Source organism: Streptomyces sp. NPDC004667 (genome assembly GCF_040609475.1).
Classification (GTDB): Bacteria; Actinomycetota; Actinomycetes; order Streptomycetales; family Streptomycetaceae; genus Streptomyces.
Window position 1 is genome coordinate 41,722 of record NZ_JBEXKC010000010.1, and the last position, 23,422, is coordinate 65,143.

At 73.6% G+C, this 23,422-nt stretch carries 21 protein-coding genes; 10 read left to right on the forward strand and 11 right to left on the reverse strand.

All coding sequences use genetic code 11. The features are described from left to right. Positions 1-101 precede the first annotated feature (101 nt). On the forward strand, positions 102-2,531 hold the full coding sequence (locus tag ABZW32_RS08010; RefSeq protein ID WP_356212786.1) for a helicase C-terminal domain-containing protein: 2,430 nt from the start codon (positions 102-104) through the stop codon (positions 2,529-2,531). A gap of 43 nt (positions 2,532-2,574) precedes the next feature. Continuing rightward, the gene (locus ABZW32_RS08015; RefSeq protein WP_356212789.1) at positions 2,575-3,282 is read left to right on the forward strand and encodes a DUF4291 domain-containing protein; all 708 of its coding nucleotides are present in this window, start codon (positions 2,575-2,577) and stop codon (positions 3,280-3,282) included. Here the strand turns inward: ABZW32_RS08015 and ABZW32_RS08020 are convergent. Continuing rightward, positions 3,267-3,734, reverse strand: coding sequence for an N-acetyltransferase (locus ABZW32_RS08020; RefSeq protein ID WP_356212792.1), 468 nt, complete (start codon positions 3,732-3,734; stop codon positions 3,267-3,269). The two genes, ABZW32_RS08015 and ABZW32_RS08020, sit on opposite strands and share 16 nt — an antisense overlap. A 175-nt stretch (positions 3,735-3,909) precedes the next feature. Between ABZW32_RS08020 and ABZW32_RS08025 the strand changes: the two genes are divergently transcribed. Continuing rightward, entirely contained in the window at positions 3,910-5,553 is a 1,644-nt protein-coding gene (locus tag ABZW32_RS08025) for a DNA repair helicase XPB (protein WP_356212795.1), read from the forward strand. On the opposite strand, the gene ABZW32_RS08030 is transcribed toward ABZW32_RS08025, so the two are convergent. Both ABZW32_RS08030 and ABZW32_RS08035 read right to left on the reverse strand, forming a co-directional pair. Beyond that, positions 5,519-6,379, reverse strand: coding sequence for a glycosyltransferase family 87 protein (locus ABZW32_RS08030; protein ID WP_356212798.1), 861 nt, complete (start codon positions 6,377-6,379; stop codon positions 5,519-5,521). The two genes, ABZW32_RS08025 and ABZW32_RS08030, sit on opposite strands and share 35 nt — an antisense overlap. Before the next feature lie 64 nt (positions 6,380-6,443). Further along, the gene (locus ABZW32_RS08035) at positions 6,444-6,629 is read right to left on the reverse strand and encodes a hypothetical protein (RefSeq protein ID WP_356212801.1); all 186 of its coding nucleotides are present in this window, start codon (positions 6,627-6,629) and stop codon (positions 6,444-6,446) included. Positions 6,630-7,034: 405 nt separating this feature from the next. Between ABZW32_RS08035 and ABZW32_RS08040 the strand changes: the two genes are divergently transcribed. Then, on the forward strand, positions 7,035-9,008 hold the full coding sequence (locus ABZW32_RS08040) for an AAA family ATPase (RefSeq protein ID WP_356213016.1): 1,974 nt from the start codon (positions 7,035-7,037) through the stop codon (positions 9,006-9,008). Positions 9,009-9,363: 355 nt separating this feature from the next. Here ABZW32_RS08040 and ABZW32_RS08045 read toward each other — a convergent pair whose 3' ends face one another. After that, positions 9,364-10,050, reverse strand: coding sequence for a copper homeostasis protein CutC (locus ABZW32_RS08045; protein WP_356212804.1), 687 nt, complete (start codon positions 10,048-10,050; stop codon positions 9,364-9,366). A 119-nt stretch (positions 10,051-10,169) separates the two neighbouring features. Between ABZW32_RS08045 and ABZW32_RS08050 the strand changes: the two genes are divergently transcribed. Together ABZW32_RS08050 and ABZW32_RS08055 are read left to right on the forward strand one after the other, a co-directional pair. After that, on the forward strand, positions 10,170-10,832 hold the full coding sequence (locus tag ABZW32_RS08050) for a hypothetical protein (protein WP_356212807.1): 663 nt from the start codon (positions 10,170-10,172) through the stop codon (positions 10,830-10,832). 90 nt (positions 10,833-10,922) lie between these two features. Beyond that, positions 10,923-12,143: a Cmx/CmrA family chloramphenicol efflux MFS transporter gene (locus ABZW32_RS08055; RefSeq protein WP_356213019.1), complete on the forward strand. Its 1,221-nt coding sequence runs from the start codon at positions 10,923-10,925 to the stop codon at positions 12,141-12,143. A gap of 67 nt (positions 12,144-12,210) precedes the next feature. Here the strand turns inward: ABZW32_RS08055 and ABZW32_RS08060 are convergent, their stop codons facing one another. Together ABZW32_RS08060 and ABZW32_RS08065 are read right to left on the reverse strand one after the other, a co-directional pair. After that, on the reverse strand, positions 12,211-12,477 hold the full coding sequence (locus ABZW32_RS08060) for a DUF4031 domain-containing protein (RefSeq protein ID WP_030232506.1): 267 nt from the start codon (positions 12,475-12,477) through the stop codon (positions 12,211-12,213). Between the two features lie 7 nt (positions 12,478-12,484). Further along, on the reverse strand, positions 12,485-12,862 hold the full coding sequence (locus tag ABZW32_RS08065; protein ID WP_030232504.1) for a hypothetical protein: 378 nt from the start codon (positions 12,860-12,862) through the stop codon (positions 12,485-12,487). Between the two features lie 288 nt (positions 12,863-13,150). On the opposite strand from ABZW32_RS08065, the gene ABZW32_RS08070 reads away from it, so the two are divergent. The 3 genes from ABZW32_RS08070 to ABZW32_RS08080 all read left to right on the forward strand — a co-directional run bounded on the left by ABZW32_RS08070 (position 13,151) and on the right by ABZW32_RS08080 (position 16,538). Further along, positions 13,151-14,038, forward strand: coding sequence for a MurR/RpiR family transcriptional regulator (locus ABZW32_RS08070; RefSeq protein WP_356213022.1), 888 nt, complete (start codon positions 13,151-13,153; stop codon positions 14,036-14,038). After that, positions 14,035-14,958 carry an N-acetylmuramic acid 6-phosphate etherase gene (gene murQ / locus ABZW32_RS08075; protein ID WP_356212811.1) on the forward strand — a complete coding sequence of 308 codons (924 nt, stop codon included), beginning with the start codon at positions 14,035-14,037 and terminating at the stop codon, positions 14,956-14,958. The genes ABZW32_RS08070 and murQ overlap by 4 nt, the downstream gene beginning before the upstream one ends. Before the next feature lie 68 nt (positions 14,959-15,026). Then, entirely contained in the window at positions 15,027-16,538 is a 1,512-nt protein-coding gene (locus ABZW32_RS08080) for a PTS transporter subunit EIIC (RefSeq protein WP_356212814.1), read from the forward strand. A 55-nt stretch (positions 16,539-16,593) separates the two neighbouring features. On the opposite strand, the gene ABZW32_RS08085 is transcribed toward ABZW32_RS08080, so the two are convergent. The 4 genes from ABZW32_RS08085 to ABZW32_RS08100 form a co-directional block, all read right to left on the reverse strand. Then, positions 16,594-17,778 (reverse strand): S8 family peptidase, encoded by a 1,185-nt coding sequence (locus tag ABZW32_RS08085; RefSeq protein ID WP_356212817.1) that lies wholly within the window; start codon positions 17,776-17,778, stop codon positions 16,594-16,596. 266 nt (positions 17,779-18,044) lie between these two features. Beyond that, positions 18,045-19,505: an alanine/glycine:cation symporter family protein gene (locus ABZW32_RS08090; protein ID WP_356212820.1), complete on the reverse strand. Its 1,461-nt coding sequence runs from the start codon at positions 19,503-19,505 to the stop codon at positions 18,045-18,047. Between the two features lie 88 nt (positions 19,506-19,593). Further along, positions 19,594-20,334 (reverse strand): beta-glucanase, encoded by a 741-nt coding sequence (locus tag ABZW32_RS08095; RefSeq protein ID WP_356212823.1) that lies wholly within the window; start codon positions 20,332-20,334, stop codon positions 19,594-19,596. Between the two features lie 42 nt (positions 20,335-20,376). Continuing rightward, the gene (locus ABZW32_RS08100; protein ID WP_356212826.1) at positions 20,377-20,991 is read right to left on the reverse strand and encodes a phosphoribosylanthranilate isomerase; all 615 of its coding nucleotides are present in this window, start codon (positions 20,989-20,991) and stop codon (positions 20,377-20,379) included. Positions 20,992-21,133: 142 nt separating this feature from the next. Here ABZW32_RS08100 and ABZW32_RS08105 point away from each other — a divergent pair, with 142 nt between their 5' ends. Continuing rightward, entirely contained in the window at positions 21,134-21,706 is a 573-nt protein-coding gene (locus ABZW32_RS08105) for a Uma2 family endonuclease (protein ID WP_356213024.1), read from the forward strand. An 82-nt stretch (positions 21,707-21,788) separates the two neighbouring features. On the opposite strand, the gene groL is transcribed toward ABZW32_RS08105, so the two are convergent. Then, positions 21,789-23,411 (reverse strand): chaperonin GroEL, encoded by a 1,623-nt coding sequence (gene groL, locus ABZW32_RS08110; protein ID WP_266840732.1) that lies wholly within the window; start codon positions 23,409-23,411, stop codon positions 21,789-21,791. Positions 23,412-23,422: the final 11 nt, after the last annotated feature.

A 23,422-nucleotide genomic window follows, 5' to 3' on the forward strand; every position in this document is an offset into this window, starting at 1 on the left:
GGTAGCGCGTGCGTCCATGGAGCAGCCGACGGCACAGCGGATACCGTTGACCGGATGGGGACCGGCCGACGACCGGCCGACGTGACCAGGAGGCGACCACCGTGCCCGAGGCAAGCACCGGCAGTGCTACGGCGAACCCCCCGCGCTCCCTCGCCGAGGCGCTGCGCGCCCGCGACGACGTGGCGCTCGCCGCCCTGCTGCACGCACGCCCGGACCTGCTGAACCCGGTGCCCGGCGACGTCACCCAGCTGGCGACCCGGGCCGGCACCCGCGCGTCGGTGGTGCGGGCCCTGGACCGGCTGGACCGGTTCGCGCTGCAGACGGCCGAGGCCCTCGCGGTGGCGCCCGACCCGTGCCCGTACCCGGTGCTGGAATCGCTGCTGACCGGCGGCGAGGACGAGGCCGCCCGCGCCGCCCTCCCCCGGGCCCTGGGCACCCTGCGCGACCAGGCCCTGGTGTGGGGCGACGAGGAGCGGCTGCGCCTGGTGCGCACCGCCCGCGAGTTGCTGGCCCCGTCCGCGCAGCGGCCCTCGCCGACGGGGCTGGGGCCCACCGTCGCCGAGGCCACCGCCGGGATGTCGCCGACCCGGATCCAGGAGATCGTCGCGGCGGCGGGGCTGCCCGCCACCCATGACCCGGTGTCGGCGGTGACGGCCCTGACCGGGCTGTTCACCGACCCCGAGCGGATGTCGGCGCTGCTGGACGAGGCCCCGGCCGAGGCCCACCAGGTGCTGGAGCGGCTCGTGTGGGGGCCGCCGTACGGGGAGGTGACCCCGAACCCGACGCCGCCGGTGCGCTGGCTGCGCGACCGGGGGCTGCTGCTTCCGGCGACGGCCCGGACGGTGGTGCTGCCGCGCGAGGTGGCGCTGCACCTGCGCGGCGGGCTCGCGCACCGGCGGACGGCGCCGCTGGCCCCGGAGGTCGGCGCGCACCGGGAACACCGTCCACAGCTTGTGGACGCGAACGCCGCCGGGCAGGCGCTGGCCGCGCTGGGGACCGTCGAGGAGCTGGTGAAGTCCTGGGAGCACGCCGGGCCGCTGGTGCTGCGGGCGGGCGGGCTCGCCGTACGCGACCTCAAGCGGGCGGCGTCCACGCTGGACACCACCGAGGCGTCGGCGGCGTTCTGGGTGGAACTGGCCTACGCGGCCGGGCTGCTGGCCGGCGACGGCGAGGCCGACGAGCGGTACGCGCCCACCCCCGCCTTCGACGACTGGTGCGAGCTGCCGCCCGCCGAGCGGTGGTCGGCGCTGGCCTCGGCCTGGCTGCCCGCCACCCGTACGGCCGGGCTGGTCGGCGAGCAGGACGCCAAGGGCCGCACCCTGTCGGCGCTCGGCCCCGACCTGGACCGCTCCGCCGCACCGGAGGTCCGCCACCGGGTCCTGGACCTGCTGGCCGACCTGCCCGAGGGCGGCTCCCCCGACCCGGACGCGCTCCTGGACCGGCTCGCATGGGAGCGGCCCGTGCGCGGGACCAGCGACCTGCGGGCCCGGCTCGCGCACTGGACCCTGACCGAGGCCGAGGTCCTGGGCGTCACCGGCCGGGGCGCGCTCAGCGCCTTCGGACGGGCCCTGCTGCGCCGCCTCGACCCGGCGCCGCTGCTGTCCCCGCTGCTGCCGGAGCCGGTGGACCACGTCCTGCTCCAGGCCGACCTGACGGCGGTCGCGCCGGGTCCGCTGCGCCGGCCGCTCGGGGACACCCTGGCGGTCCTGGCCGACGTGGAGTCCAAGGGCGGGGCGACGGTGTACCGCTTCACGCCCGGGTCGGTGCGCCGGGCCCTGGACGCCGGGCACACCGCCGTGGACCTGCACGCCTTCCTCACCGAGCACAGCCGGACCCCGGTGCCCCAGCCGCTGGCGTACCTGATCGACGACGTGGCCCGGCGGCACGGGCACCTGCGGGTCGGGGCGGCCTCCTCGTACGTGCGCTGCGACGACGACGCCGTGCTGGGCGAGATCCTGGCCGACAAGCGGTCGGCCGGGCTCGGGCTGCGCCGCCTCGCGCCGACCGTGCTGGCCGCCCAGGCCGAACCGGGCGCGCTGCTGGAGGGGTTGCGGGCGATGGGCTACGCCCCGGCCGCGGAGTCCCGTACCGGCGACGTACTGGTGGCGCGGGCCGACGCGCACCGCACCCCGGCGCGGTCGGCGCCGGTGCCGGTGCCGGACGGGCCGCCGGTACCGGACGCCACGCTGCTGGGCGCGGCGGTACGGGCGATCCGCGCGGGCGACCTCGCGGCGACGGCGGTCCGCAGGGAACCGGCCCCCTCGGGCGGCGGTGACGTGCCGGCTCCGGGTGAACTCCCGCGCACGAGCTCGGCGGAGACGCTGGCGACGGTGCAGGCGGCGGCGCTGACCGGTTCGGCGGTGTGGATCGGGTACGTGAACGCGGAGGGGGCGGCGAGCCAGCGGGTCATCGCCCCGGTGCGGGTGGAGGGCGGCTTCGTCACCGGTTACGACCACACGGCGGACGAGGTGCGCACGTACGCGCTCCACCGGATCACGGGGGTCGCGGAACTGGCGGAGGACCAGGTCTGAAATCCGCTGGCCGACGGGCGCGCGGGCAGGGCAGTCTGACGGCATGTCCGCACTTCCCGCCGCCCGCACCGCACCCGCCGCGACGCCCGCGCCGGCCGGCACCCCCGCCGCACCCGGGGCGACGCACACGCCCCTCGCCACGCCCGCACCCGCACCCGCACCCGCCGCGACGCCCGCGCGCCAGATCCGTGCGGCCCACACCACCACCACGGTCACCGTCTACCAGGCCTACTCCCCCGCCCTCGGCCTCCCGGCGGCCCGCGACGGCCGCTTCCCGCCCGCCTGGAAGCGCGAGCGGATGACGTGGATCAAACCGTCGTTCCTGTGGATGATGTACCGCTGCGGCTGGGCCACGAAGGCCGGCCAGGAGACCGTGCTCGCCGTCGAGATCACCCGTGCGGGCTTCGACCTCGCCCTCGCCGGCGCCTGCCTCTCGCACTACGCCCCCCGGGTGCACGCGGACCGCGACGCCTGGAAGGAGTCGGTGCGCGGCACGTCGGCCCGGGTCCAGTGGGATCCGGAACGCGACCCGCAGCTGAACCCGCTGCCGTACCGCTCGCTCCAGCTCGGGCTGTCGGGCTCCCTGTCGCGGGCCTACGCCGACGAGTGGACGGTCTCCATCCGCGACGTCACCCCGCTGGCCCGGGAGGTCCACGGACTGCTCCGGACCGGCGACACCGACGCGGCCCGGGCCCTCCTGCCCGTCGAAACCCCGTACCCGGCGGGCCCGCTGCCTCACCTGGGCGCGTAGTCGATCCTCCCGGCGTCGAAGGGCCACGCCTCGGCGAGCCAGCGGGACACCGTCCGGTACACCTCGGCGTCGAGGTGCGCCCGGTCCTGCCGCACCCAGGAGCTGACCCGCACCCGACCGGGGTCCTCCCTGCCGGGATGGATGTAGAGGCACCCGATGACCTCGTCCGCCCCCTCCAGCACGCTGTACGTGAACCCGCGCCGCTCGGCGAACTCCCGCGCGTGCCGCTCCAGGTCCGCGAGGTTGGCCTCGGCCGACATCCCCTCCACCGGCGGCCAGCCCCGCCCCACGAAACCGGGCGTGGCCCGCATGTGCGCGATGCTCCCGGTCCAGGCGGCCAGATCCCTCGCGTTGTGCTCCGCACCGAGCGGCTCCAGCCGGAACCCGCCCGCGTCCAGCCCCACCGGCACGACGAACCCGTCCGGTACGAAATCCCGCTGATCATCACTCATGCCCCGGACCGTACGCACCGCCTCCCCGGCCGCGCACCGCATTTCCCCACCGGGCACCGGGCGGGCACCGGGCCGTCCGCGCGGCGCAGAACCCTCCCGCCCGCCCGGCGATACGGCAGACTGGAGGTTTGCCCGTCCTCGTCCGGACGGGCACCCACGCCGGAAAGGGGCGTTTGTGAACGGGCCTCTCATCGTCCAGAGCGACAAAACCCTCCTGCTGGAGGTCGACCACGAGCTCGCCGGTGCCGCGCGCCGGGCCATCGCGCCCTTCGCCGAGCTGGAACGGGCGCCCGAGCACATCCACACCTACCGGATCACCCCGCTCGGGCTGTGGAACGCGCGGGCCGCCGGGCACGACGCCGAGCAGGTCGTCGACGCGCTCGTCGAGTTCTCCCGGTACCCCGTCCCGCACGCGCTGCTCGTCGACGTCGCCGAGACCATGGCCCGCTACGGGCGCCTGACCCTCTCCAAGCACCCCGTCCACGGACTGGTCCTGACCAGCACCGACCGGCCCGTGCTGGAGGAGATCCTGCGGTCCAAGCGGATCGTCCCGCTGGTCGGGGCCCGGATCGACGCCGACACCGTGGCCGTGCACCCCTCCGAGCGCGGGCAGATCAAGCAGACCCTGCTGAAGCTGGGCTGGCCCGCCGAGGACCTCGCCGGGTACGTCGACGGCGAGGCCCACGCCATCGACCTCGTCGAGGACGGCTGGGCGCTGCGCCCGTACCAGCAGCAGGCCGTCGAGGGCTTCTGGCACGGCGGCTCCGGTGTGGTCGTACTGCCCTGCGGCGCCGGAAAGACCCTGGTCGGCGCGGGGGCCATGGCCAAGGCCAAGGCGACCACGCTGATCCTGGTGACCAACACGGTCTCCGCGCGCCAGTGGAAGCACGAGCTGATCAAGCGGACCTCGCTGACGGAGGAGGAGATCGGCGAGTACTCCGGCACCCGCAAGGAGATCCGCCCGGTCACCATCGCCACGTACCAGGTCCTCACGACCAAGCGGAAGGGCGTCTACCCCCACCTGGAGCTCTTCGACTCCCGGGACTGGGGGCTGATCCTCTACGACGAGGTGCACCTGCTGCCGGCCCCCGTCTTCAAGTTCACCGCCGACCTCCAGGCCCGCCGCCGGCTCGGTCTGACCGCGACCCTGGTCCGGGAGGACGGCCGCGAGTCGGACGTGTTCTCGCTCATCGGGCCGAAGCGGTTCGACGCCCCGTGGAAGGAGATCGAGGCGCAGGGCTACATCGCGCCCGCCGACTGCGTGGAGGTCCGCGTCAACCTCACCGAGTCGGAACGGCTCGCGTACGCGACCGCCGAGACCGAGGAGAAGTACCGCTTCTGCGCGACGACCGCGACGAAGCGCAAGGTCACCGAGGCGCTGGTGCGCAAGCACCAGGGCGAGCAGACCCTGGTCATCGGCCAGTACATCGACCAGCTCGACGAGCTGGGCGAGCACCTGGACGCGCCCGTCATCAAGGGCGAGACCTCCAACGCGCAGCGCGAGAAGCTCTTCGACGCGTTCCGCGAGGGCGAGATCAGCGTGCTGGTCGTCTCGAAGGTCGCCAACTTCTCCATCGACCTGCCCGAGGCCACCGTCGCCATCCAGGTGTCCGGCACCTTCGGCTCGCGGCAGGAGGAGGCGCAGCGCCTGGGGCGGGTGCTGCGGCCGAAGGCGGACGGGCACGAGGCGCGGTTCTACTCGGTCGTCGCGCGCGACACGATCGACCAGGACTTCGCCGCGCACCGCCAGCGGTTCCTGGCCGAACAGGGCTACGCCTACCGGATCATGGACGCCGACGAGCTGCTGGCGAGCGACTGACCTCCCGTTCCAGGGGTGAGCGCGGCCCGGGGAGCCGGCCCGCCGGGAGCGGGTCCGGGCCGGGCCGCCCCGGGCCCGCCGGCGGCGGCCCCGGCCGTCGCCGGCGGGCGGCCGCACCGGCCAGGACGGCGAGCAGCGGTACGCACCACACCCACAGGTGCGGCCGGTCCAGCAGCAGGGCCCGCCCGGCCGCCGACAGGTGGCGGGCCCAGAAGTCGGCGGAGGCCTGCGGGAGGACCAGCAGGCCGAGCAGCGCGGTCCCGGCGAAGCCGGCCAGCGCGGTCAGCCCGGCCCGGACCCGGCCGGTGAGCAGCAGGTACGGGATGAAGACCGCCGGGGTCAGGGTGATCCCGGCGGCGGTGCCCAGCGCGAAGCCCTTGCCGAGGGCGGCGCGCGGCCGCCCCAGGTCCCAGACGGCGAGGCAGGCGAGCGCCAGGTTGATCTGGCCGGGCAGCGGGCTCTGGAACAGCGGCTCCAGCCACAGACCGGCGATGGTGGCGGCGAGGACGGCACCCGGCCGGGCCCGCAGCCCCGCGAGGCGGCAGGAGAGCACGACCAGCAGGGCGAGCAGGCAGCCGTTCCCGAGGACGAGGACGGCCTTGAGCACCCCGGCGGGCAGCCAGGCGGCGGGCGTGAACAGGATCGCCGCGAACGGCGGATAAGCGGCGGGCGGATGCCATTCGGCCCCGGAGAAGCCGTACAGCAGGGCGTCGGCGGTCGGGATGCGCAGGACCACGCAGAGCACGCCCAGCGCGAGCAGTGAGCCCGTGACCAGCACACCGGCCAGGGGCGACGGCGAGCGGGCGGGATCGGAGCTGCGGGTCACGCGCGTGACCCTAGTGGATCAGCGCGGGGGTGCCACCGGTATCAGGCCATCGCGGGCCGACCGGTCAGCGGCGTATGACGCCGGCGTCCTCGGAGTACTCGCCCAGGACGACGACGCTCACGGCGGCCGTGGCGAAGACCTTCGCGGCGCGCAGCGCGTCGCCGAGCAGGTGACGGTGCCGGGATGCGGAGGTGGCGGTGGCGCCGCTCGGGCGGCCGCCCTGCAGTGGGGTGAAGGTTGCGGTGCTCATGTATCCATGGTGCGCCTCCGCCTCCCTCCGCACATCGCCCTGCGGAGGGAACCGCACGGGCCCCGGCGTCCTCCTCACGGCTAATGCCGACCCCTACGGGCACCCCTGAGGTCTGACACTCCCCCGTATGACACCCGTACGGAGGTCCTGCCCCCACGGGACCCCGGCCCCGGTAATCCGTTCGCGCCGGACGGCCCCGCTGACTACAATCTCCGCTCTTGCCGCCTCCCGCCGCCGTACCGGGGAGAGCCACCCGCCGGACGGCAACCGGCGGGCTTCTGTTGCCGCACCGCTGGAGGCAGTCCCGTGCCCGCGCACGCCCCTGAAACCACCCCCGACACCGCAGCCGACCCGCTCGGCCGGGAACGCGGCCACCTGAGCGCCTCGCGCTCCGCCCTGCGCGCCATGCGCGAGGACGTGGAGGCCCTGGACATCCGCGACGTCACCGCGAACTGGGTCAACGCCATCGTCCTCCAGGCGCAGATCGACGACCGCATCAAGGCCCTCGCCGACCTCACCCACACCCCGCTCTTCTTCGGCCGCCTCGACTACCTGCACGCCCCGGGCGCGGAACTGGCCGAGGGCGCGGAGGGCGAACAGTTCTACATCGGCCGCCGCCACGTCCACGACGCCGACGGCGACCCGATGGTGATCGACTGGCGCGCGCCCGTCTCGCAGCCCTTCTACCGCGCCTCCAAGAAGGACCCGCAGGACATCGCGCTGCGCCGCCGCTTCGGCTACACCGGCGGCGAGCTCACCGCGTACGAGGACGAGCACCTGTCCGACCCGGCCGAGGCGGCCGCCGTCAGCAAGCTCCTCCAGCAGGAGATCGAGCGCCCGCGCGTCGGCCCCATGCGCGACATCGTCGCGACGATCCAGCCCGAACAGGACGAGATCGTCCGCTCCGGCCTGTCCGGATCGGTCTGCGTCCAGGGTGGCCCGGGCACCGGAAAGACCGCCGTCGGCCTGCACCGCGTCGCCTACCTCCTCTACGCCCACCGCGACCGGCTGGCCCGGACCGGCACCCTGGTCATCGGGCCGAACCGTTCCTTCCTCCACTACATCGAGCAGGTCCTGCCGGCCCTGGGCGAACTGGAGGTCAAGCAGGCCACCGTCGACGACCTCGTCGCCCGCGAGGGCCTGGAGGTACGCGGCACGGACACCGCCGAAACCGCGGTGGTCAAGGGCGACGCCCGGATGGCGACGGTCCTGCGCCGCGCGGTCCGCTCCCACGTCACCGAGCCGGCCGAACCCCTCATGGTCGTCCGGGGCTCGCGCCGCTGGCGCGTCCCGGCGTACGAGCTCGCCGAGATCGTCGCCGAACTCCAGGACCGCGACATCCGCTACGGCGCGGCCCGCGACGCCCTCCCGCAGCGGATCGCCCACGCGGTCCTCGTCCGCATGGAACAGGCCGGCGAGGCCCCCGACGACCGGGTGCAGGACGCGGTGGCCCGCAACGCGGCGGTGAAGGCGGCCGTCAAGGCGGTCTGGCCGCCGGTGGAACCGTCGAAGCTGGTGCTGCGCCTCCTGTCGGACCCGGAGTTCCTGGCCGCCCACGCCGACGGGATCCTCACCGAGGACGAACAGAAGCTCGTGCTGTGGCCCAAGCCGTTCCGCAGCGTGCGGTCGGCGAAGTGGTCGGCGGCGGACCTCGTCCTCATCGACGAGGCCTGCGACCTGGTGGAACGCACCCACTCGCTGGGCCACGTGGTCCTCGACGAGGCCCAGGACCTGTCTCCGATGCAGTACCGGGCCGTGGGACGCCGCTGCACGACCGGCTCCGCGACCGTCCTCGGCGACCTCGCCCAGGGCACCACCCCGTGGGCCACCCGCAGCTGGGACGAGGCCCTCACCCACCTCGGCAAGCCGGAGGCCGCGGTGGAGGAGCTCACGGCGGGCTTCCGCGTGCCGCGCGAGGTGATCGCGTACGCGTCGCGGCTGCTGCCGTCGATCTCGCCGGGGCTGGCCCCGGTGTCCTCGGTCCGCGAGACCCCGGGGTCCCTGGTGATCACCGGGACGGCGGACCTGACGGCGGACGTCGTGACGGCCTGCCGGGACTCCCTCGCGCACGAGGGCTCCATCGGCCTGATCGCGGCGGACGCACGGATCCCCGTACTCGCGGAAGCGCTGCTGGCGGCGGGGCTGCCGTACCTGTCTCCCGGTGAGGAGACGACGGCGCAGTCGCGGCTGACGCTGGTACCGGCCTCGCTGGCCAAGGGCCTGGAGTACGACTACGTCGTCCTCGACGAGCCCGCCGCCATCGTCTCCGGCGAACCGGACGAACGGACGGGCCTGCGGCGCCTGTACGTCTGCCTCACCCGCGCGGTCTCAGGCCTCACGGCCCTCCACTCGGCCCCCCTCCCGACCCCCCTCATCTGACCCCGGGGCTCCACCCCGGCCCCCCGCGCCTCAATCGCCGGCGGGGCTGAAAGCCCCTGGGGCTCCGCCCCAGACCCCGCGCCTCAAACGCCGGCGAGGCTGGATTTTGCCAGCCGGGGCCGAATTCGCCTGCAACGCACCCGAAGCGGGGTATCGAAGCGGCCGGGGGCGGGGACGGGGTGGGGTGTTGGCCGGGACGTAAAACGTGATTTGTTGGCGCGCGGTACCCAGCGCCAACGCAGCCCCGGACAGGGCGCCATAAATCATGCAGTCCCGGACGACACCCCACCCCGGCACCGACCCCGGCCACCCCCGACCCCGCCCGGCCAGGGCAAGGGCCCGGCCAGGGCAAGGGCTACCCCAGTGCCTCCCGCCACTCCGCCACCGCCGCCGCCGAGACCGGCCGGTCCCAGCCCGACGGGCGCGCCGCGCTGCCGATGTGGAAGGCGTCGACGCCCCCCTCCCGCAGCCCCGGCACGTGCGCGAGGCTCAGCCCCCCGCCGACCAGGATCCGGGCCCCGTACCCCGGCTCGCCCGCCCGCGCGGCCTCCGCCAGCAGCACGGGCAGCCCCTCCGAGACCCCGGCCGCCGACCCCGCCGTCAGGTAGGTGTCCAGCCCCGGCAGGTCGGCGAGCGCCTTGCGCAGCTGGTCGCGGTCCGCGGCCCGGTCGATGGCCCGGTGGAAGGTCCAGCGGCAGCCGTCCAGCTCCGCCACGACCGCCTCGACCGCCGCCAGGTCCGGGCTGCCGTCCGGGTTCAGGAACCCGAGGACGAACTCCGTCGCCCCCTCCGCCCGCATCTCCCGCGCCACCTCCACCAGCCGGGAGACATCGCCGGCCGCGAACCCGTCGGCCTTGCGGAGCATCACGCGCAGCGGGATGTCGACCGCCGACCGGATCGCCGCGAAGGTCTCGCGCGACGGCGTGAGCCCGTCGGCGGCCATATCGGTGATCACTTCGAGTCGGTCCGCCCCACCGGCCTGCGCGGCGACCGCGTCCTGCGCGTCGAGGGCGATCACCTCCAGGAGCGCACGGTTGCTCATTCGATGCCGTCCTTTGTTCCGCTTGTTCGGATATGGAAAATAGGTCTAGTCCAATATCCAGGGTACGGGCCCACCACCGCACTCGACCAGCGCTATCACGCCACCCCCACAATGTGCGCATGAACGCAGACACCCCGCACGGCGGCGCCACCGCCGACACCGCCGCCCTGCGCGCCCGTTGGCGGGCCACGGCCACCGCCGCCGGAGCCGCCCACGACCCCGATCCCTACGCCGACCGCCTCCTCGCCGCCTGGGCGGAGCCCCACCGCCGGTACCACACCACCGCGCACCTGGCCCACGTACTGGACCGCCTCGACGTACTCGCCCCGCACGCCGCCGACCGCAGCGCCGTCGAGCTAGCGGCCTGGTTCCACGACGCCGTCTACCGCCCCGACCGCTCCGAGAACGAGGAACGCAGCGCCGCCCTCGCCGAGCGCGCCCTCCCCGAGCTCGGCGTCGACGACGCCCGCACCGCCGAGGTCGCCCGCCTGGTCCGGCTCACCGTCACCCACGACCCCGCCCCCGGCGACACCGACGGCGAGGTCCTCTGCGACGCCGACCTCGCCGTCCTCGCCGGCACCCCCGAGGCCTACGCCGCGTACGCCGCCGCCGTCCGCGAGGAGTACGCGTTCGTCCCCGACGAGGCCTTCCGCACCGGCCGCGCCGCCGTCCTGCGCCAGCTGCTCGACCTCCCCCGTCTCTTCCGCACCCCCCACGGCGCCGAGCACTGGGAGGCACCGGCCCGCGACAACCTCGCCGCGGAACTCCGAAGGCTCAGCTGACCCGACCTGACAGACTCCGCCCCGCCGGGAATGTCCCCTCCGCCCCGGCGGTTCGTGAAGGACATGCCCGCAGCCCCCGTACGCCCCCGCATGCCCGTCGCCGTCTACGTCCTCGGCCTGTCCGTCTTCGCACTCGGCACCAGCGAGTTCATGCTGTCCGGGCTGCTGCCACCCATCGCCGAGGACATGGGCGTCACGATCCCGCAGGCGGGACTGCTGATATCCGCCTTCGCGATCGGCATGGTCGTCGGGGCCCCGCTGCTGGCGGTCGCCACCCTCCGGCTGCCGCGCCGCACCACCCTCGTCGCCCTCATCAGCCTCTTCGGCCTCGGGCAGGTCGCGGGCGCGCTGGCCCCCACGTACGGGCTGCTCTTCGCCTCCCGCGTGGTCTCCGCCCTCGCCTGCGCCGGGTTCTGGGCCGTCGGCGCGGCCGTCGCCATCGCCATGGTGGACAGGGACCAGCGGGCCCGCGCCATGGCCGTCATGATCGGCGGCCTCTCCATCGCCAACGTCCTCGGCGTCCCGGCCGGCGCCTTCCTCGGCGAGCAGTTCGGCTGGCGGGCCGCGTTCTGGTCGGTCGGAGCGGCCTCCGCCGTCGCCCTCGCCGGCATCCTGGCCCTGATCCCGAAGATCCCGCTGCCCGCCGAGAAGCCCCGCCTCGGCCGCGAGCTGCGCATCTACCGCGACCGGCAGGTGTGGCTGTCCATCGGCATCACCGCGCTGGCCGCGGGCGGCGTCTTCTGCGCCTTCAGCTACCTGTCGCCGCTGCTCACGGACGTGGCCGGGCTGGACGCGGCATGGGTGCCGTGGATCCTCGGCCTCTTCGGCGTCGGTGCGCTCGTGGGCACGACCATCGGCGGGCGGATCGCCGACGCGCACCTGTTCGGGGTGATGATCTGGGGCATCACCGCCTCCACGGTGTTCCTCGCGGCGCTCACGGTCCTGGCCTCCAGCGCGGCGGCCGCGATCGCCCTGTCCTTCCTGCTCGGCGTCTCGGCGTTCTTCACCGCCCCCGCCCTCAACGCCCGCATGTTCAACGTCGCGGGCGCCGCCCCCACCCTCGCCGGAGCCACCACCACCGCCGCGTTCAACCTCGGCAACACCGGCGGCCCCTGGCTCGGCGGCACCGTCATCGACGCCGGACGGGGCTTCGCGAGCCCCGCCTGGGCGGGCGCGGCCATGACCCTCACCGCGATCGCGCTCACCGTGATCGCCCTGCGCCTGGACCGCCGTACGCCGCCCACCGCCAGCACGGTGATCGCCTCGGGCACCGCCGCCCCGGCCCCCTCGGCCCAGCCGGCCGAGGCGTAACCCCGGCGGTCCCGCGCCCGGCGGTCCCGCGCCCGGCCGTCCCGCGCCCGGCCTCAGGTCCCGCGCCTCAGGCCGGGCGGCCCTTCGGCCGCCGCAGCCCCGCGTCCGTCAGCCGGCGCACCAGCTCCTTGCTGCCGATCTCCACAGCTCCCGCCCCGACCGCGTCCGCGTACCGGTGCGAGGGCACGTCGTAGTGGTCCCGCTCGAAGGCCCTCGGCGGGCACCCGATGCCCGCCGCGAAGGCGTGCAGCTCCTCGTACGAGACGTCGCTGACCAGGTGCGACCACATGCGGCCGTGCCCCGGCCAGACGGGCGGGTCGATGTACACCGTCACCGGCGGCTCACCGGCCCGGATGGAAGACGGGCCCGAGGCCGCCCACCGCCGCCACCCGTACGCCCGCCTCGGAGCACACCCAGTGGGGGTCGGGACCCAGCTCCGGCTCCACGTCCAGCGCGTGCGGCTCCCCGTGCGCGCACACGGGGCACAGCGGCCAGCGCCCGTACTTCTCCAGCAGCGCGTCCTTCACGTCCTGCGCGACGAGTCCGGCGAGGTAGTCGACCCCCTCGGGCCACTGCTCCACCCACCACCGGCGGTGCGTGACCGAGTCCTCGACGAGGGAGACGACGTCGGCATCGGCGACCTCGCCGGCGGCGAGGTCGGCGAGAACAAGTGCACGGGCGACATGCAGCGCCTGTTCCAGGGGGGTCGCGTGGTCCATGCGCCCATTGTGGACCCGTACCGGGCCGGTGGCTAAGGCCCTTCCGCCGGGGGTCCGAAGTCCCGGCGCGCCGGGACCTCATGGCACCTTGACGGCCACAGGCCGCGAAAATAGCTTTCAAGGGTGAGCCAGAACGCGAAAGAAACCTTCACGACCGCACCGGCACCCTCACCCGGCACCGATCCGGCTTCCGATCCGGCTCCAGATCCGGCTCCAGATCCGGCTGCCGACCAATCCGCCGGTCCGGCCACCGACGCGCCCCCCGCGCCCGCCCCCACCCCCGCCGCCCTGCGGGCCCGGATCCGCGGGCTCGGAGCGTCCATGACACGGTCCGTGCAGATCGTCGCCGAAGCCGTCGCCGCCGATCCCGCCGGCTGCTCCCGGCTCACCGTCACCGCCCTCGCCGAACGCACCGGCACCAGCGAGGCCACCGTCGTCCGCACCGCCCGCCTCCTCGGCTACCCCGGCTACCGCGACCTGCGCCTGGCCCTGGCCGCGCTCGCGGGCCGGCAGGAGTCCGACGCGGCTCCCGCCGTCACCGCCGGCATAGCCGTCGACGACCCCCTCCGCGACGTCGTCGCCAAGCTGGCCCACGAGGAGGCGCAGACCCTCGCCGACACCGCGGCCGCACTCGACCTGGCCCAGCTGTCCGCCGCCGTCGACGCCCTCGCGAACGCCCGTCGCATCGACGTGTACGGCGTCGGCGCCTCCGCCCTCGTCGGCCAGGACCTCGCACAGAAGCTGCTGCGCATCGGCCTGATCGCGCAGGCCCACCACGACCCCCACCTCGCCGTCACCAACTCCGTCCAGCTCCGCCCCGGGGACGTGGCCGTCGCCATCACCCACTCCGGCGGCACGGGCGACGTCATCGACCCGCTGCGCCACGCCTTCGAACGGGGCGCGACCACCATCGCCGTCACCGGCAGCCCCTCCGCGCCCGTCACCCACTACGCCGACCTCGTCCTGGCCACCTCGGCCGCCCGCGAGAGCCGGCTGCGCCCGGCCGCCATGTCGAGCCGGACCAGCCAGCTCCTCGTCGTCGACTGCCTGTTCGTCGGCGTCGCACAGCGGACGTACGAGACGGCCGCGCCCGCGCTCGCCGCGTCCTACGAGGCCCTCGCCCCCCGCCACCGCGCCACCGCGCCCCGTACCGCCCGCCAGGAGTCCCGCACATGACCGCGTACGCCGCCCTCCGCGCCCAGCTCGACACCCTGACCACCGAGGCCTTCCGCCCCGAGCTCGCCGACATCGACCGGCTCCCCACCCTGGAGATCGCCCGCGTCATGAACGCCGAGGACGCCACCGTCCCGGCCGCCGTGGCCGGGCAGCTGCCGCGGATCGCCGCCGCCGTCGACGGGATCGCCGAGCGGATGGCCCGCGGCGGCCGCCTCGTCTACGCGGGCGCGGGCACCGCCGGCCGCCTCGGGGTGCTGGACGCCAGCGAGTGCCCGCCCACCTTCAACACCGACCCGGAGCAGGTCGTCGGCCTGATCGCGGGCGGCCCCACCGCGATGGTCAAGGCCGTCGAAGGCGCCGAGGACTCCGCGGAGCTGGCCGCCGCCGACCTCACCGCCCTCGGCCTGACCGCCGACGACAGCGTCATCGGCATCTCCGCGTCCGGCCGCACCCCGTACGCGATCGGCGCCGTCGACTTCGCCCGCTCCCGCGGCGCGCTCACCGTCGGGCTCTCCTGCAACGCCGGCTCCGCCCTCGCCGCGGCCGCCGAGCACGGGATCGAGGTCGTGGTCGGCCCGGAGCTGCTCACCGGGTCCACCCGGCTGAAGGCGGGCACCGCGCAGAAGCTCGTCCTGAACCTGATCTCGACCGTCACGATGATCCGCCTCGGCAAGACGTACGGGAACCTCATGGTCGACGTGCGCGCCTCCAACGAGAAGCTGCGCGCCCGCTCCCGCCGCATCGTCGCCCTGGCCACCGGCGCGCCCGACGCGGAGATCGAGGCCGCCCTCACCGCCACGGACGGCGAGGTCAAGAACGCCATCCTCGTGATCCTCGGCGAAGTCGACGGCCCCACCGCCGCCGCCCTCCTGGCCGCCTCCGGCGGCCACCTGCGCGCCGCCCTCGCCGAGACCCGCTGACCCCCGGACCGCCGACCGGCTCCGCCCCTCTCCACCCCGCCCGCTCCCCCAACGCAAGGCGACCCACCATGTCCACTGACAAGAACCGCGCCACAGCCGCCGCGATCCTTCCTCTGGTCGGCGGCCCGGACAACATCACCTCCGTCGCACACTGCATGACCCGCCTGCGCATCGCGGTGCGCGACCGTTCGCTCGTCCGGCACCAGGAGCTCAAGGCCCTCCCGGCGGTCCTGGGCGTGGTCGAGGACGACACCTACCAGATCGTGCTGGGCCCGGGGACCGTCGCCCGCGTCACCCCCGAGTTCGAGGCACTGGTGGCCGAGGGCCGCACACAGGCCGCCGCGGAACCGGCCCCCGCCACCGCGGCGCCGCACCCCGCCGTCACCTCAGCCGAACTGGCCGACCGTGGAGCGGCTCTGAAGGACGCCCAGAAGGCCCGCAACGCGACCCCGTTCAAACTGTTCCTGCGCCGCGTCGCGAACATCTTCGTCCCGCTGATCCCCGCCCTCATCGGCTGCGGGATCATCGCGGGCCTGAACGGCATGCTCACCAACCTCGGCTGGCTCCCGGCGCTCGTCCCGGCGCTCGCCGCGATCTCCTCCGGCTTCATGTCCCTGATCGCGGTGTTCGTCGGCTACAACACCGCCAAGGAGTTCGGCGGCACCGCGGTCCTCGGCGGCGCGGTCGCCGCGATCATCGTCTTCCCCGGCGTCACGAAGATCGACGCCTTCGGCCAGCACCTCTCCCCCGGCCAGGGCGGCGTCCTCGGCGCGCTCGCGGCGGCGCTGCTCGCCGTCCAGGTGGAGAAGTGGTGCCGCAAGCGGGTGCCCGAGGCCCTGGACGTGCTGGTCACCCCCACCCTCACCGTGCTGGTCTCCGGCCTGGTCACCCTCTTCGGCCTGATGTTCCTGGCCGGCACGGTGTCCAGCGCCATCGGCACCTTCGCCACCTGGCTCCTGGCCACCGGCGGCGCCTTCGCCGGGCTCGTACTGGGCGGGCTCTTCCTCCCCCTGGTGATGCTGGGCCTGCACCAGGCCCTGATCCCCATCCACACCACCCTCATCGAGCAGACCGGCTACACGGTGCTCCTGCCCATCCTGGCCATGGCCGGCGCGGGCCAGGTCGGCGCGGCCATCGCCGTCTACTACCGGCTCCCGCGCAACCGCTCGCTGCGCACCACCATCAAGTCCGCGCTCCCGGCCGGATTCCTGGGCGTCGGCGAGCCCCTGATCTACGGGGTCTCCCTGCCGCTGGGCCGCCCCTTCGTCACCGCCTGCGTCGGCGGCGCGGCGGGCGGGGCCTTCGTGGGCCTGTTCAACCAGCTCGGCGTCGGCTTCGGCTCCACCGCGATCGGCCCCTCGGGCTGGGCCCTGTTCCCGCTGCTGGACGGCAAGGCGGGCATGGGCGCCACCGTCGCCGTCTACGCGGGCGGCCTCGCCGTCGGCTACCTGGTCGGCTTCGCCGCGACCTACTTCTTCGGCTTCACCCGGCAGATGCTGGCCGAGCTCGACACCGACCCGGACCCGGCGGCGGACAGCCCGGCCGCCGCCGGTCCGGCGAAGCAGCCGGTGCCCGCGTAGGGACGGACCGCGGGGCGGCGGCGGTCGCGCCGCCACCGCCCCGCGGCGGCCCGGATCAGAGACCGTCGGTGAACAGCAGCTTGTTCGGGGTGTTGTCGCTGCGGTTCTGCACGATGTCCTTCGTGGACGCGTCGTTGAGGAAGTTCGCCACCTCGGCCGGCAGCGCGTTCGGGTGCAGGGACTTGTAGAGGGCGGCCACCCCGGTGACGTGCGGGGTCGCCATCGAGGTGCCGTCCAGGGCCACGCTGCCGCCGCCGAGCCGCGCGGAGACGATGTCCTTGCCGGGTCCGTACAGGTCGAGGCACTCGCCCCAGTTCGAGAAGTCGGTCTCCTCGTCGAAGCGGTTCGTCGCGCCGACCGTCACCACGCGGGCGGCGGAGGCGGGCGACACCCGGCAGGCGTCCCTGTTGTCGTTGCCCGCCGCGATGATCGGCAGCACGCCCCGGTCGGACACCGCGGTGGCGGCGGCGTTCACGGATTCGAGCCGGTCACCGCCCAGGGAGGCGTTCAGGACCGCCGGCTGCTGGGCGTTGCGGGCCACCCAGTCGAAGCCTGCGATGATCCCCGACCAGGCGCCGCGGTTGTCGCAGCCCAGGACGCGGACGCTGACCAGGTTCACCTTGCGCGCCACCCCGAAGGTCGTACCGCCGACGGTGCCCGCGACGTGCGTGCCGTGGCCGTTGCAGTCCGCGCCGTTGCGGCCGTCGCCGATCGCGTCGAAGCCGGCGCGCGCACGGCCCCCGAAGTCGGGGTGCCTGAAGTCGATGCCGCTGTCGAGGATGTACGCCGTCACGCCCTCGCCGCTGTGGTTGGCGCTGAAGTTGTTGTCGAGCGGCAGGAAGCGCTGGTCGATCCGGTCCAGGCCCCAGGAGTGGGCGGGGGACTTCGTCTGAACGCCCGTGGAGGGCATCGGCGGGCCGCTGACCCGCGCGTCCTCCTCCACGGACAGCACGCCGAACGACTCCCGGACCGTCTCCAGCTGCTTCGGCGTGAGGCTCGTCGCGAACCCGTTGATCGCCGTGGTGTAGACGAACTTCGGCTTGACCCCGACGGCCTCGGCGAAGTTCTTCGGGTCGAGGGACTTGGCGAGGGTGACGATGTAGCTGCCGGGGATGGCGTTCGCGGAGGTGTGCAGCGGAGCCGGCGTCGGCTCGGGGGCTGCGGCGGAGGCCGTACCGGCCGCCACGGAGCTCAGGGCCAGGACGGCGGCGGTGGTCAGGCGCGCGGCGAGCAGACGCATGGAGGGAACTCCCTGGAGTGCGTGGGGATCGGCGGGGGTGAGCCGCGCCCCGCACCGGCGGCGGTTCCCGGGAGGCGGCCCTCCGGTTCATCGGGTCACCCCCGGAGCCGACTTGAGCCGCCCGCCTCCGCCTGGCCGAAGGCCCGCGCCGCGTGTCACGGACCCGCCACACCGCCTGAAGAAACGATCATTCGCCGCCGGCGCCCCGGTCCGCGCCCCCGCGCACGGCCCCCACGAATCCACCCGTACGGGCGACCCGGGGCAGGCTATGCCGAGGTCACGGCCCGCTCCGGCGCGGCGGTCCCCGCGGGCACCGGGTCCCAGCACTGGACGCCCCTGAGGTCCGGCATCCGGTCGCGGGTGAAGACCGGGTCGAGGCCGGCGCGGCGCTGCGCGAGGTAGTCGTCCAGCAGCCGGAAGGCGATCGCCGACAGCGGCAGGATCGCGAGCAGGTTGACCAGGGCCATCAGCCCCATGAAGACGTCCGCGAGGTTCCAGACCACCGCCACCGAACCGAGCGAGCCGGCCACGACCGCCGACAGCACCAGCACCCGGTACGAGGGCAGGACCCAGCGCCGGCGGGTGACGAAGCGGATGTTCGTCTCCCCGTAGTAGTAGTTCCCGATCATCGAGCTGAACGCCAGCATGAAGACGACGACGGTCAGCACGTGCCCGGCCCATGCCCCGAGCGAGCCGCTCAGCGCGGTCTGCGTCAGGTCCGCGCCCTGCCGGCCGGAGGGCTCCGGGTCGGTCACGAGCACGATGAACGCCGTCATCGTGCAGACCAGCATCGTGTCGAAGAAGACGCCCAGGGACTGGACCAGCCCCTGCTTCACCGGGTGCGAGACCGTGGCGGCGGCGCCCGCGTTCGGGGCGGAGCCCAACCCCGCCTCGTTGGAGAACATGCCGCGCCGGATGCCCTGCTGTATGGCCGCGCCGAGACCACCCGCCGCCAGCTCCCGCAGGCCGAAGGCGCCACCGACGATGTCGGCGATGACGCGCGGGAACTCGGTGATGTTGAGCAGCACCACGGCCGCGCCCAGCAGCAGGTAGAGCACCGCCATGACGGGAACGAGGACGGTGGTCACCGACGCGATCCGCCGGACCCCGCCGAAGACCGCGAAGCCCAGCAGCACGGCGAGCAGCACCCCGGCCGCGGGCCCGAACCAGGCCGTGTCCGCCTCCGGGAGGGAGCCGGCGGCGACGGCCGTGATGGTGTTGGCCTGCACGGCGTTGAAGACGAAACCGAAGGTGACCGTGATCGTCACGGCGAAGAGCACGCCGAGCCACCGCTTCCCCAGGCCGCGCTGCATGTAGTAGGCGGGACCTCCCCGGAAGGCGCCGGTGGAACCGCGCACCTTGTACAGCTGGGCCAGGGCCGACTCCACGAAGGCGGAGGCCGCGCCGATGACGGCCATCACCCACATCCAGAAGACCGCGCCCGCCCCGCCCAGGGTGATGGCGGTCGCGACGCCCGCGATGTTGCCGGTGCCGACGCGGGCGGCCGCCGAGATGGTGAAGGCTCCGAAGGAGGAGACCTGCTCGCGGCCGTCGGCGCGCGGCGGGGTCTTCTCCCCCACCACCCGGAACATCTCCGGCAGCAGGCGCAGCTGCACACCCCGGGAGCGGACCGTGAAGTACAGGCCCGCGCCCACCACCAACGGGATCAGCAGATACGTCCAGAGGTGGTCGTTCACGGTGAGGATCAGCGCGTCCAGGGTGTCCATGAACCGAAGTCTGGCCGGGACGGAAGGCCCCCCGACAGGGACCTAGGTCCGCTCCCCCGGGGCCCGAAGGCCCGCGTTCCCCACCGCTTCAGGCCCGGGACACCCGCAGCTGCGAGACCTCGTAGGACATCCGCTTCAGCTCCGGACCGGGCGCCGGGTGGTACCGCCCGGCGCACACCGACAGGTTCACGATGAGGTACGCGCGCCAGCCGCGCCCCACGCCCCGGCGGTCGGAGAAGACGCGCGCGCCGTTGACCCACCAGACGACCGAGGTCCGGCCGAACTCGACCTTCAGGTCGACCCATGCTCCGGGGCGGACGGCGGGGTCGCGGTAGTAGCGGTGCGCCTCGCGGACGTGGTTGGAGAGTTCGAGCAGGTCGGGGTTGTCGGGGTGGTACTCGAAGACGTCGATCTCCTGACCGCCGTCGCGCCAGGTCCAGATCGCGGGCCAGGCTCCCGTCTCGGCGGGCAGCCGCACCCGTGCCTCCAGCACGTCGCCGGTGCGGACCATGAAGCCCTCGTCGCTGCCCTCGGTGGTGAGCAGTCCGGTGTCCCAGTTCCCGTCGGGGCGCAGGGTCGCGAGGAAGGTTCCGCTGCGGCTGTAGGCGGGGTCGGCGACGAGGTGGTCGAGCTTGTTGTCGCCCGGGTTGACCGGGCCGCCGTTGGGATAGGCCCAGGAGCGGCCGGCCACCCACTGGGTGGTCGAGGTGAAGTCGGCGGTGAAGACGGGGGCGAGGCGCGGGGCGAGCCCGGGCAGCCCTCCGCCGCCACCTCCGGGAGCGAGGCGGCGCGTCAGGCGCCGCAGCCATCCGAACGTTTCCGGTTCCATACAGGCGTTGTGCCCGCTCAGCGGCACCTCACACTGGCATTTTTACGCAGAGTAATCATATGATCGCACTGCGTTGATGAAGTCACGGATCAGCTCCGGGGACTTCACCCCGCGCTCCGCCTCGACCCCGCTGGAGACGTCCACCCCCCAGGCCCCGGTCGCCGCCACCGCCTCGCGCACGTTGCCCGGGTTCAGCCCGCCGGCCAGCAGCCAGCGGCCCGCGGGGGCGGTGAAATCCGCCGCGCCCCAGTTCCAGGGCTTGCCGGAGCCGGGGTCGGGCGCGTCGATCAACAGCAGGTCCTCCCCGTACTCGCCGCAGCGCTCCACCCGCTCGGCGGTGGCCCGCAGCAGGGTCCGGCCGGGCGCGCACAGGGCCTCGTAGTACGCGGGCGGCTCGTCCCCGTGCAGCTGCACGCCGCGCACGCCGCTCTCCTCGGTGAGCCGGCGCACCTCCTCGACGGACTGCCCCCGGAACACCCCGACGGTGAGCACCCCGGCGGGCACCCGCGCGGCCAGCTCCCGCGCCGCACCGGCCCCGATGGTCCGGGGGCTGCCGGGCGCGAACACGAAACCGACGGCATCGGCCCCGGCCTCCACGGTCACGTCGACGTCGCGGGCGGTCCTGAGCCCGCAGATCTTCACGAAGAGATCGCTCATACCCCAAGTCAACCAAAGCCCCCGGCCCGGCGGCGCCCCGTCTCGACACCCGGGCGCGAACACCCGAGCGCCGCTAGCCTGGAACGGGGCTCACGCCCCGTGCACGGCACACCACGCCACGCGGAGGACGACGGTGACGATCATGACCGAACGGGCCACACCGATAGAACAGGCTGCACCACCGACGTTCGAAGCGCTCCTGCGCACCGTCGAGGAGATGAACACACCAGACGGCTACAAGGCCGAGCTCATCCGGGGGAAGATCGTCGTGTCACCGTGGTCCAGGCTTCGCTACTCCCGGCGCATGCGGGTGCTGCGCGAGCAGCTTCAGGCACACCTCCCCGAGGGACACTTCGCAGACACGTCCCCCTTCCTCTTCCAGTTCCCGTCGGTGGAGCGCGGCTACGGGCCGGACCTGTACGTGGCGGACGAGGCCGAGTTCGAGAAGGAGGGCCGCCACGCGGACAGCGCCGCCCTGTCCCTCGTCGGCGAGTTCACCTCCGTGTCCACCAAGGACGCCGACTGGCAGGAGAAGCTGGAGGTGTACGGCCGGATCGTGCCCGTCTATCTGGTCGTGGACATGCAGGGATCCGAGATCACCTGCTTCGCCGACCCCTCCCCGCAGGGCTACCGCTCCCGCAAGACGGTCGCCTTCGGCGGTTCCTTGCCCATCCCGGAACCGTTCGGCTTCACGCTCGACACCACCGGCTTCTAGAAGCCCCTGAAACGCCCGAGGGCGGCACCCCCCGCAGGGGGTGCCGCCCTCGTTCGAGAACAGCCGATCAGCCAGGGGCCGATCAGAAGTCCATGTCACCGCCCGGCATGCCGCCGCCCGCGGGGGCACCGGCCTTCTCGGGCTTGTCGGCGATGACGGCCTCGGTCGTCAGGAACAGCGCGGCGATCGACGCGGCGTTCTGCAGCGCGGAGCGCGTGACCTTCGCCGGGTCGATGATGCCCTCGGCGATCATGTCGACGTACTCGCCGGTGGCGGCGTTCAGACCGTGGCCGACGGCCAGGTTGCGCACCTTCTCCACGACGACGCCACCCTCGAGACCACCGTTGACGGCGATCTGCTTGAGCGGGGCCTCCAGCGCGAGCTTCACGGCGTTGGCGCCGGTCGCCTCGTCACCGGTGAGCTCCAGCTTCTCGAAGACCGAGGAGGCCTGCAGCAGGGCCACGCCACCGCCGGCGACGATGCCCTCCTCGACGGCCGCCTTCGCGTTGCGAACGGCGTCCTCGATGCGGTGCTTGCGCTCCTTGAGCTCGACCTCGGTCGCGGCGCCGGCCTTGATGACGGCCACGCCGCCGGCCAGCTTCGCGAGGCGCTCCTGGAGCTTCTCGCGGTCGTAGTCCGAGTCGGAGTTGTCGATCTCGGCGCGGATCTGGTTGACGCGGCCCTGGACCTGGTCGCTGTCACCGGCACCGTCGACGATGGTGGTCTCGTCCTTGGTGATGACGACCTTGCGGGCGCGGCCGAGCAGGTCGAGACCGGCGTTCTCCAGCTTGAGGCCGACCTCCTCGGAGATGACCGTGCCGCCCGTGAGGATGGCGATGTCGCCGAGCATGGCCTTGCGGCGGTCGCCGAAGCCCGGGGCCTTGACGGCGACGGACTTGAAGGTGCCGCGGATCTTGTTGACGACCAGGGTCGACAGGGCCTCGCCCTCGACGTCCTCGGCGATGATCAGCAGCGGCTTGCCGGACTGCATGACCTTCTCCAGGAGCGGCAGGAGGTCCTTGACCGAGCCGATCTTGGAGTTGACGATCAGGATGTACGGGTCGTCCAGGGACGCCTCCATACGCTCCATGTCGGTCGCGAAGTAGGCCGAGATGTAGCCCTTGTCGAAGCGCATGCCCTCGGTGAGCTCGAGCTCCAGACCGAAGGTCTGCGACTCCTCGACGGTGATGACGCCTTCCTTGCCGACCTTGTCCATGGCCTCGGCGATGAGCTCGCCGATCTGGGTGTCGGCGGCGGAGATGGAGGCCGTGGAAGCGATCTGCTCCTTGGTCTCGACGTCCTTGGCCTGCGCGAGCAGGGCGGCGGAGACGGCCTCGACGGCCTTCTCGATACCGCGCTTGAGGGCCATCGGGTTGGCACCCGCGGCCACGTTGCGCAGACCCTCGCGGACGAGAGCCTGGGCGAGGACGGTGGCGGTGGTCGTACCGTCGCCGGCGACGTCGTCCGTCTTCTTGGCGACTTCCTTGACCAGCTCGGCGCCGATCTTCTCGTACGGGTCCTCGAGCTCGATCTCCTTGGCGATGGAGACACCGTCGTTGGTGATCGTGGGGGCGCCCCACTTCTTCTCAAGGACGACGTTGCGACCCTTGGGGCCAAGGGTGACCTTGACGGCGTCGGCGAGCTGGTTCATGCCACGCTCGAGACCGCGCCGGGCCTCCTCGTTGAACGCAATGATCTTGGCCATCTGAAGTGGTC

Bases quoted from the DNA above. Each gene is read 5' to 3' on its own strand.
- ABZW32_RS08015 (WP_356212789.1), top strand. From the start codon at position 2,575: ATGTCCGCACTTCCCGCCGCCCGCACCGCACCCGCCGCGACGCCCGCG.
- ABZW32_RS08020 (WP_356212792.1), bottom strand. From the start codon at position 3,734: ATGAGTGATGATCAGCGGGATTTCGTACCGGACGGGTTCGTCGTGCCG.
- ABZW32_RS08035 (WP_356212801.1), bottom strand. From the start codon at position 6,629: ATGAGCACCGCAACCTTCACCCCACTGCAGGGCGGCCGCCCGAGCGGC.
- ABZW32_RS08040 (WP_356213016.1), top strand. From the start codon at position 7,035: ATGCGCGAGGACGTGGAGGCCCTGGACATCCGCGACGTCACCGCGAAC.
- ABZW32_RS08045 (WP_356212804.1), bottom strand. From the start codon at position 10,050: ATGAGCAACCGTGCGCTCCTGGAGGTGATCGCCCTCGACGCGCAGGAC.
- ABZW32_RS08050 (WP_356212807.1), top strand. From the start codon at position 10,170: ATGAACGCAGACACCCCGCACGGCGGCGCCACCGCCGACACCGCCGCC.
- ABZW32_RS08055 (WP_356213019.1), top strand. From the start codon at position 10,923: ATGCCCGTCGCCGTCTACGTCCTCGGCCTGTCCGTCTTCGCACTCGGC.
- ABZW32_RS08065 (WP_030232504.1), bottom strand. From the start codon at position 12,862: ATGGACCACGCGACCCCCCTGGAACAGGCGCTGCATGTCGCCCGTGCA.
- murQ (WP_356212811.1), top strand. From the start codon at position 14,035: ATGACCGCGTACGCCGCCCTCCGCGCCCAGCTCGACACCCTGACCACC.
- ABZW32_RS08080 (WP_356212814.1), top strand. From the start codon at position 15,027: ATGTCCACTGACAAGAACCGCGCCACAGCCGCCGCGATCCTTCCTCTG.
- ABZW32_RS08085 (WP_356212817.1), bottom strand. From the start codon at position 17,778: ATGCGTCTGCTCGCCGCGCGCCTGACCACCGCCGCCGTCCTGGCCCTG.
- ABZW32_RS08090 (WP_356212820.1), bottom strand. From the start codon at position 19,505: ATGGACACCCTGGACGCGCTGATCCTCACCGTGAACGACCACCTCTGG.
- ABZW32_RS08095 (WP_356212823.1), bottom strand. From the start codon at position 20,334: ATGGAACCGGAAACGTTCGGATGGCTGCGGCGCCTGACGCGCCGCCTC.
- ABZW32_RS08100 (WP_356212826.1), bottom strand. From the start codon at position 20,991: ATGAGCGATCTCTTCGTGAAGATCTGCGGGCTCAGGACCGCCCGCGAC.
- ABZW32_RS08105 (WP_356213024.1), top strand. From the start codon at position 21,134: ATGACCGAACGGGCCACACCGATAGAACAGGCTGCACCACCGACGTTC.
- groL (WP_266840732.1), bottom strand. From the start codon at position 23,411: ATGGCCAAGATCATTGCGTTCAACGAGGAGGCCCGGCGCGGTCTCGAG.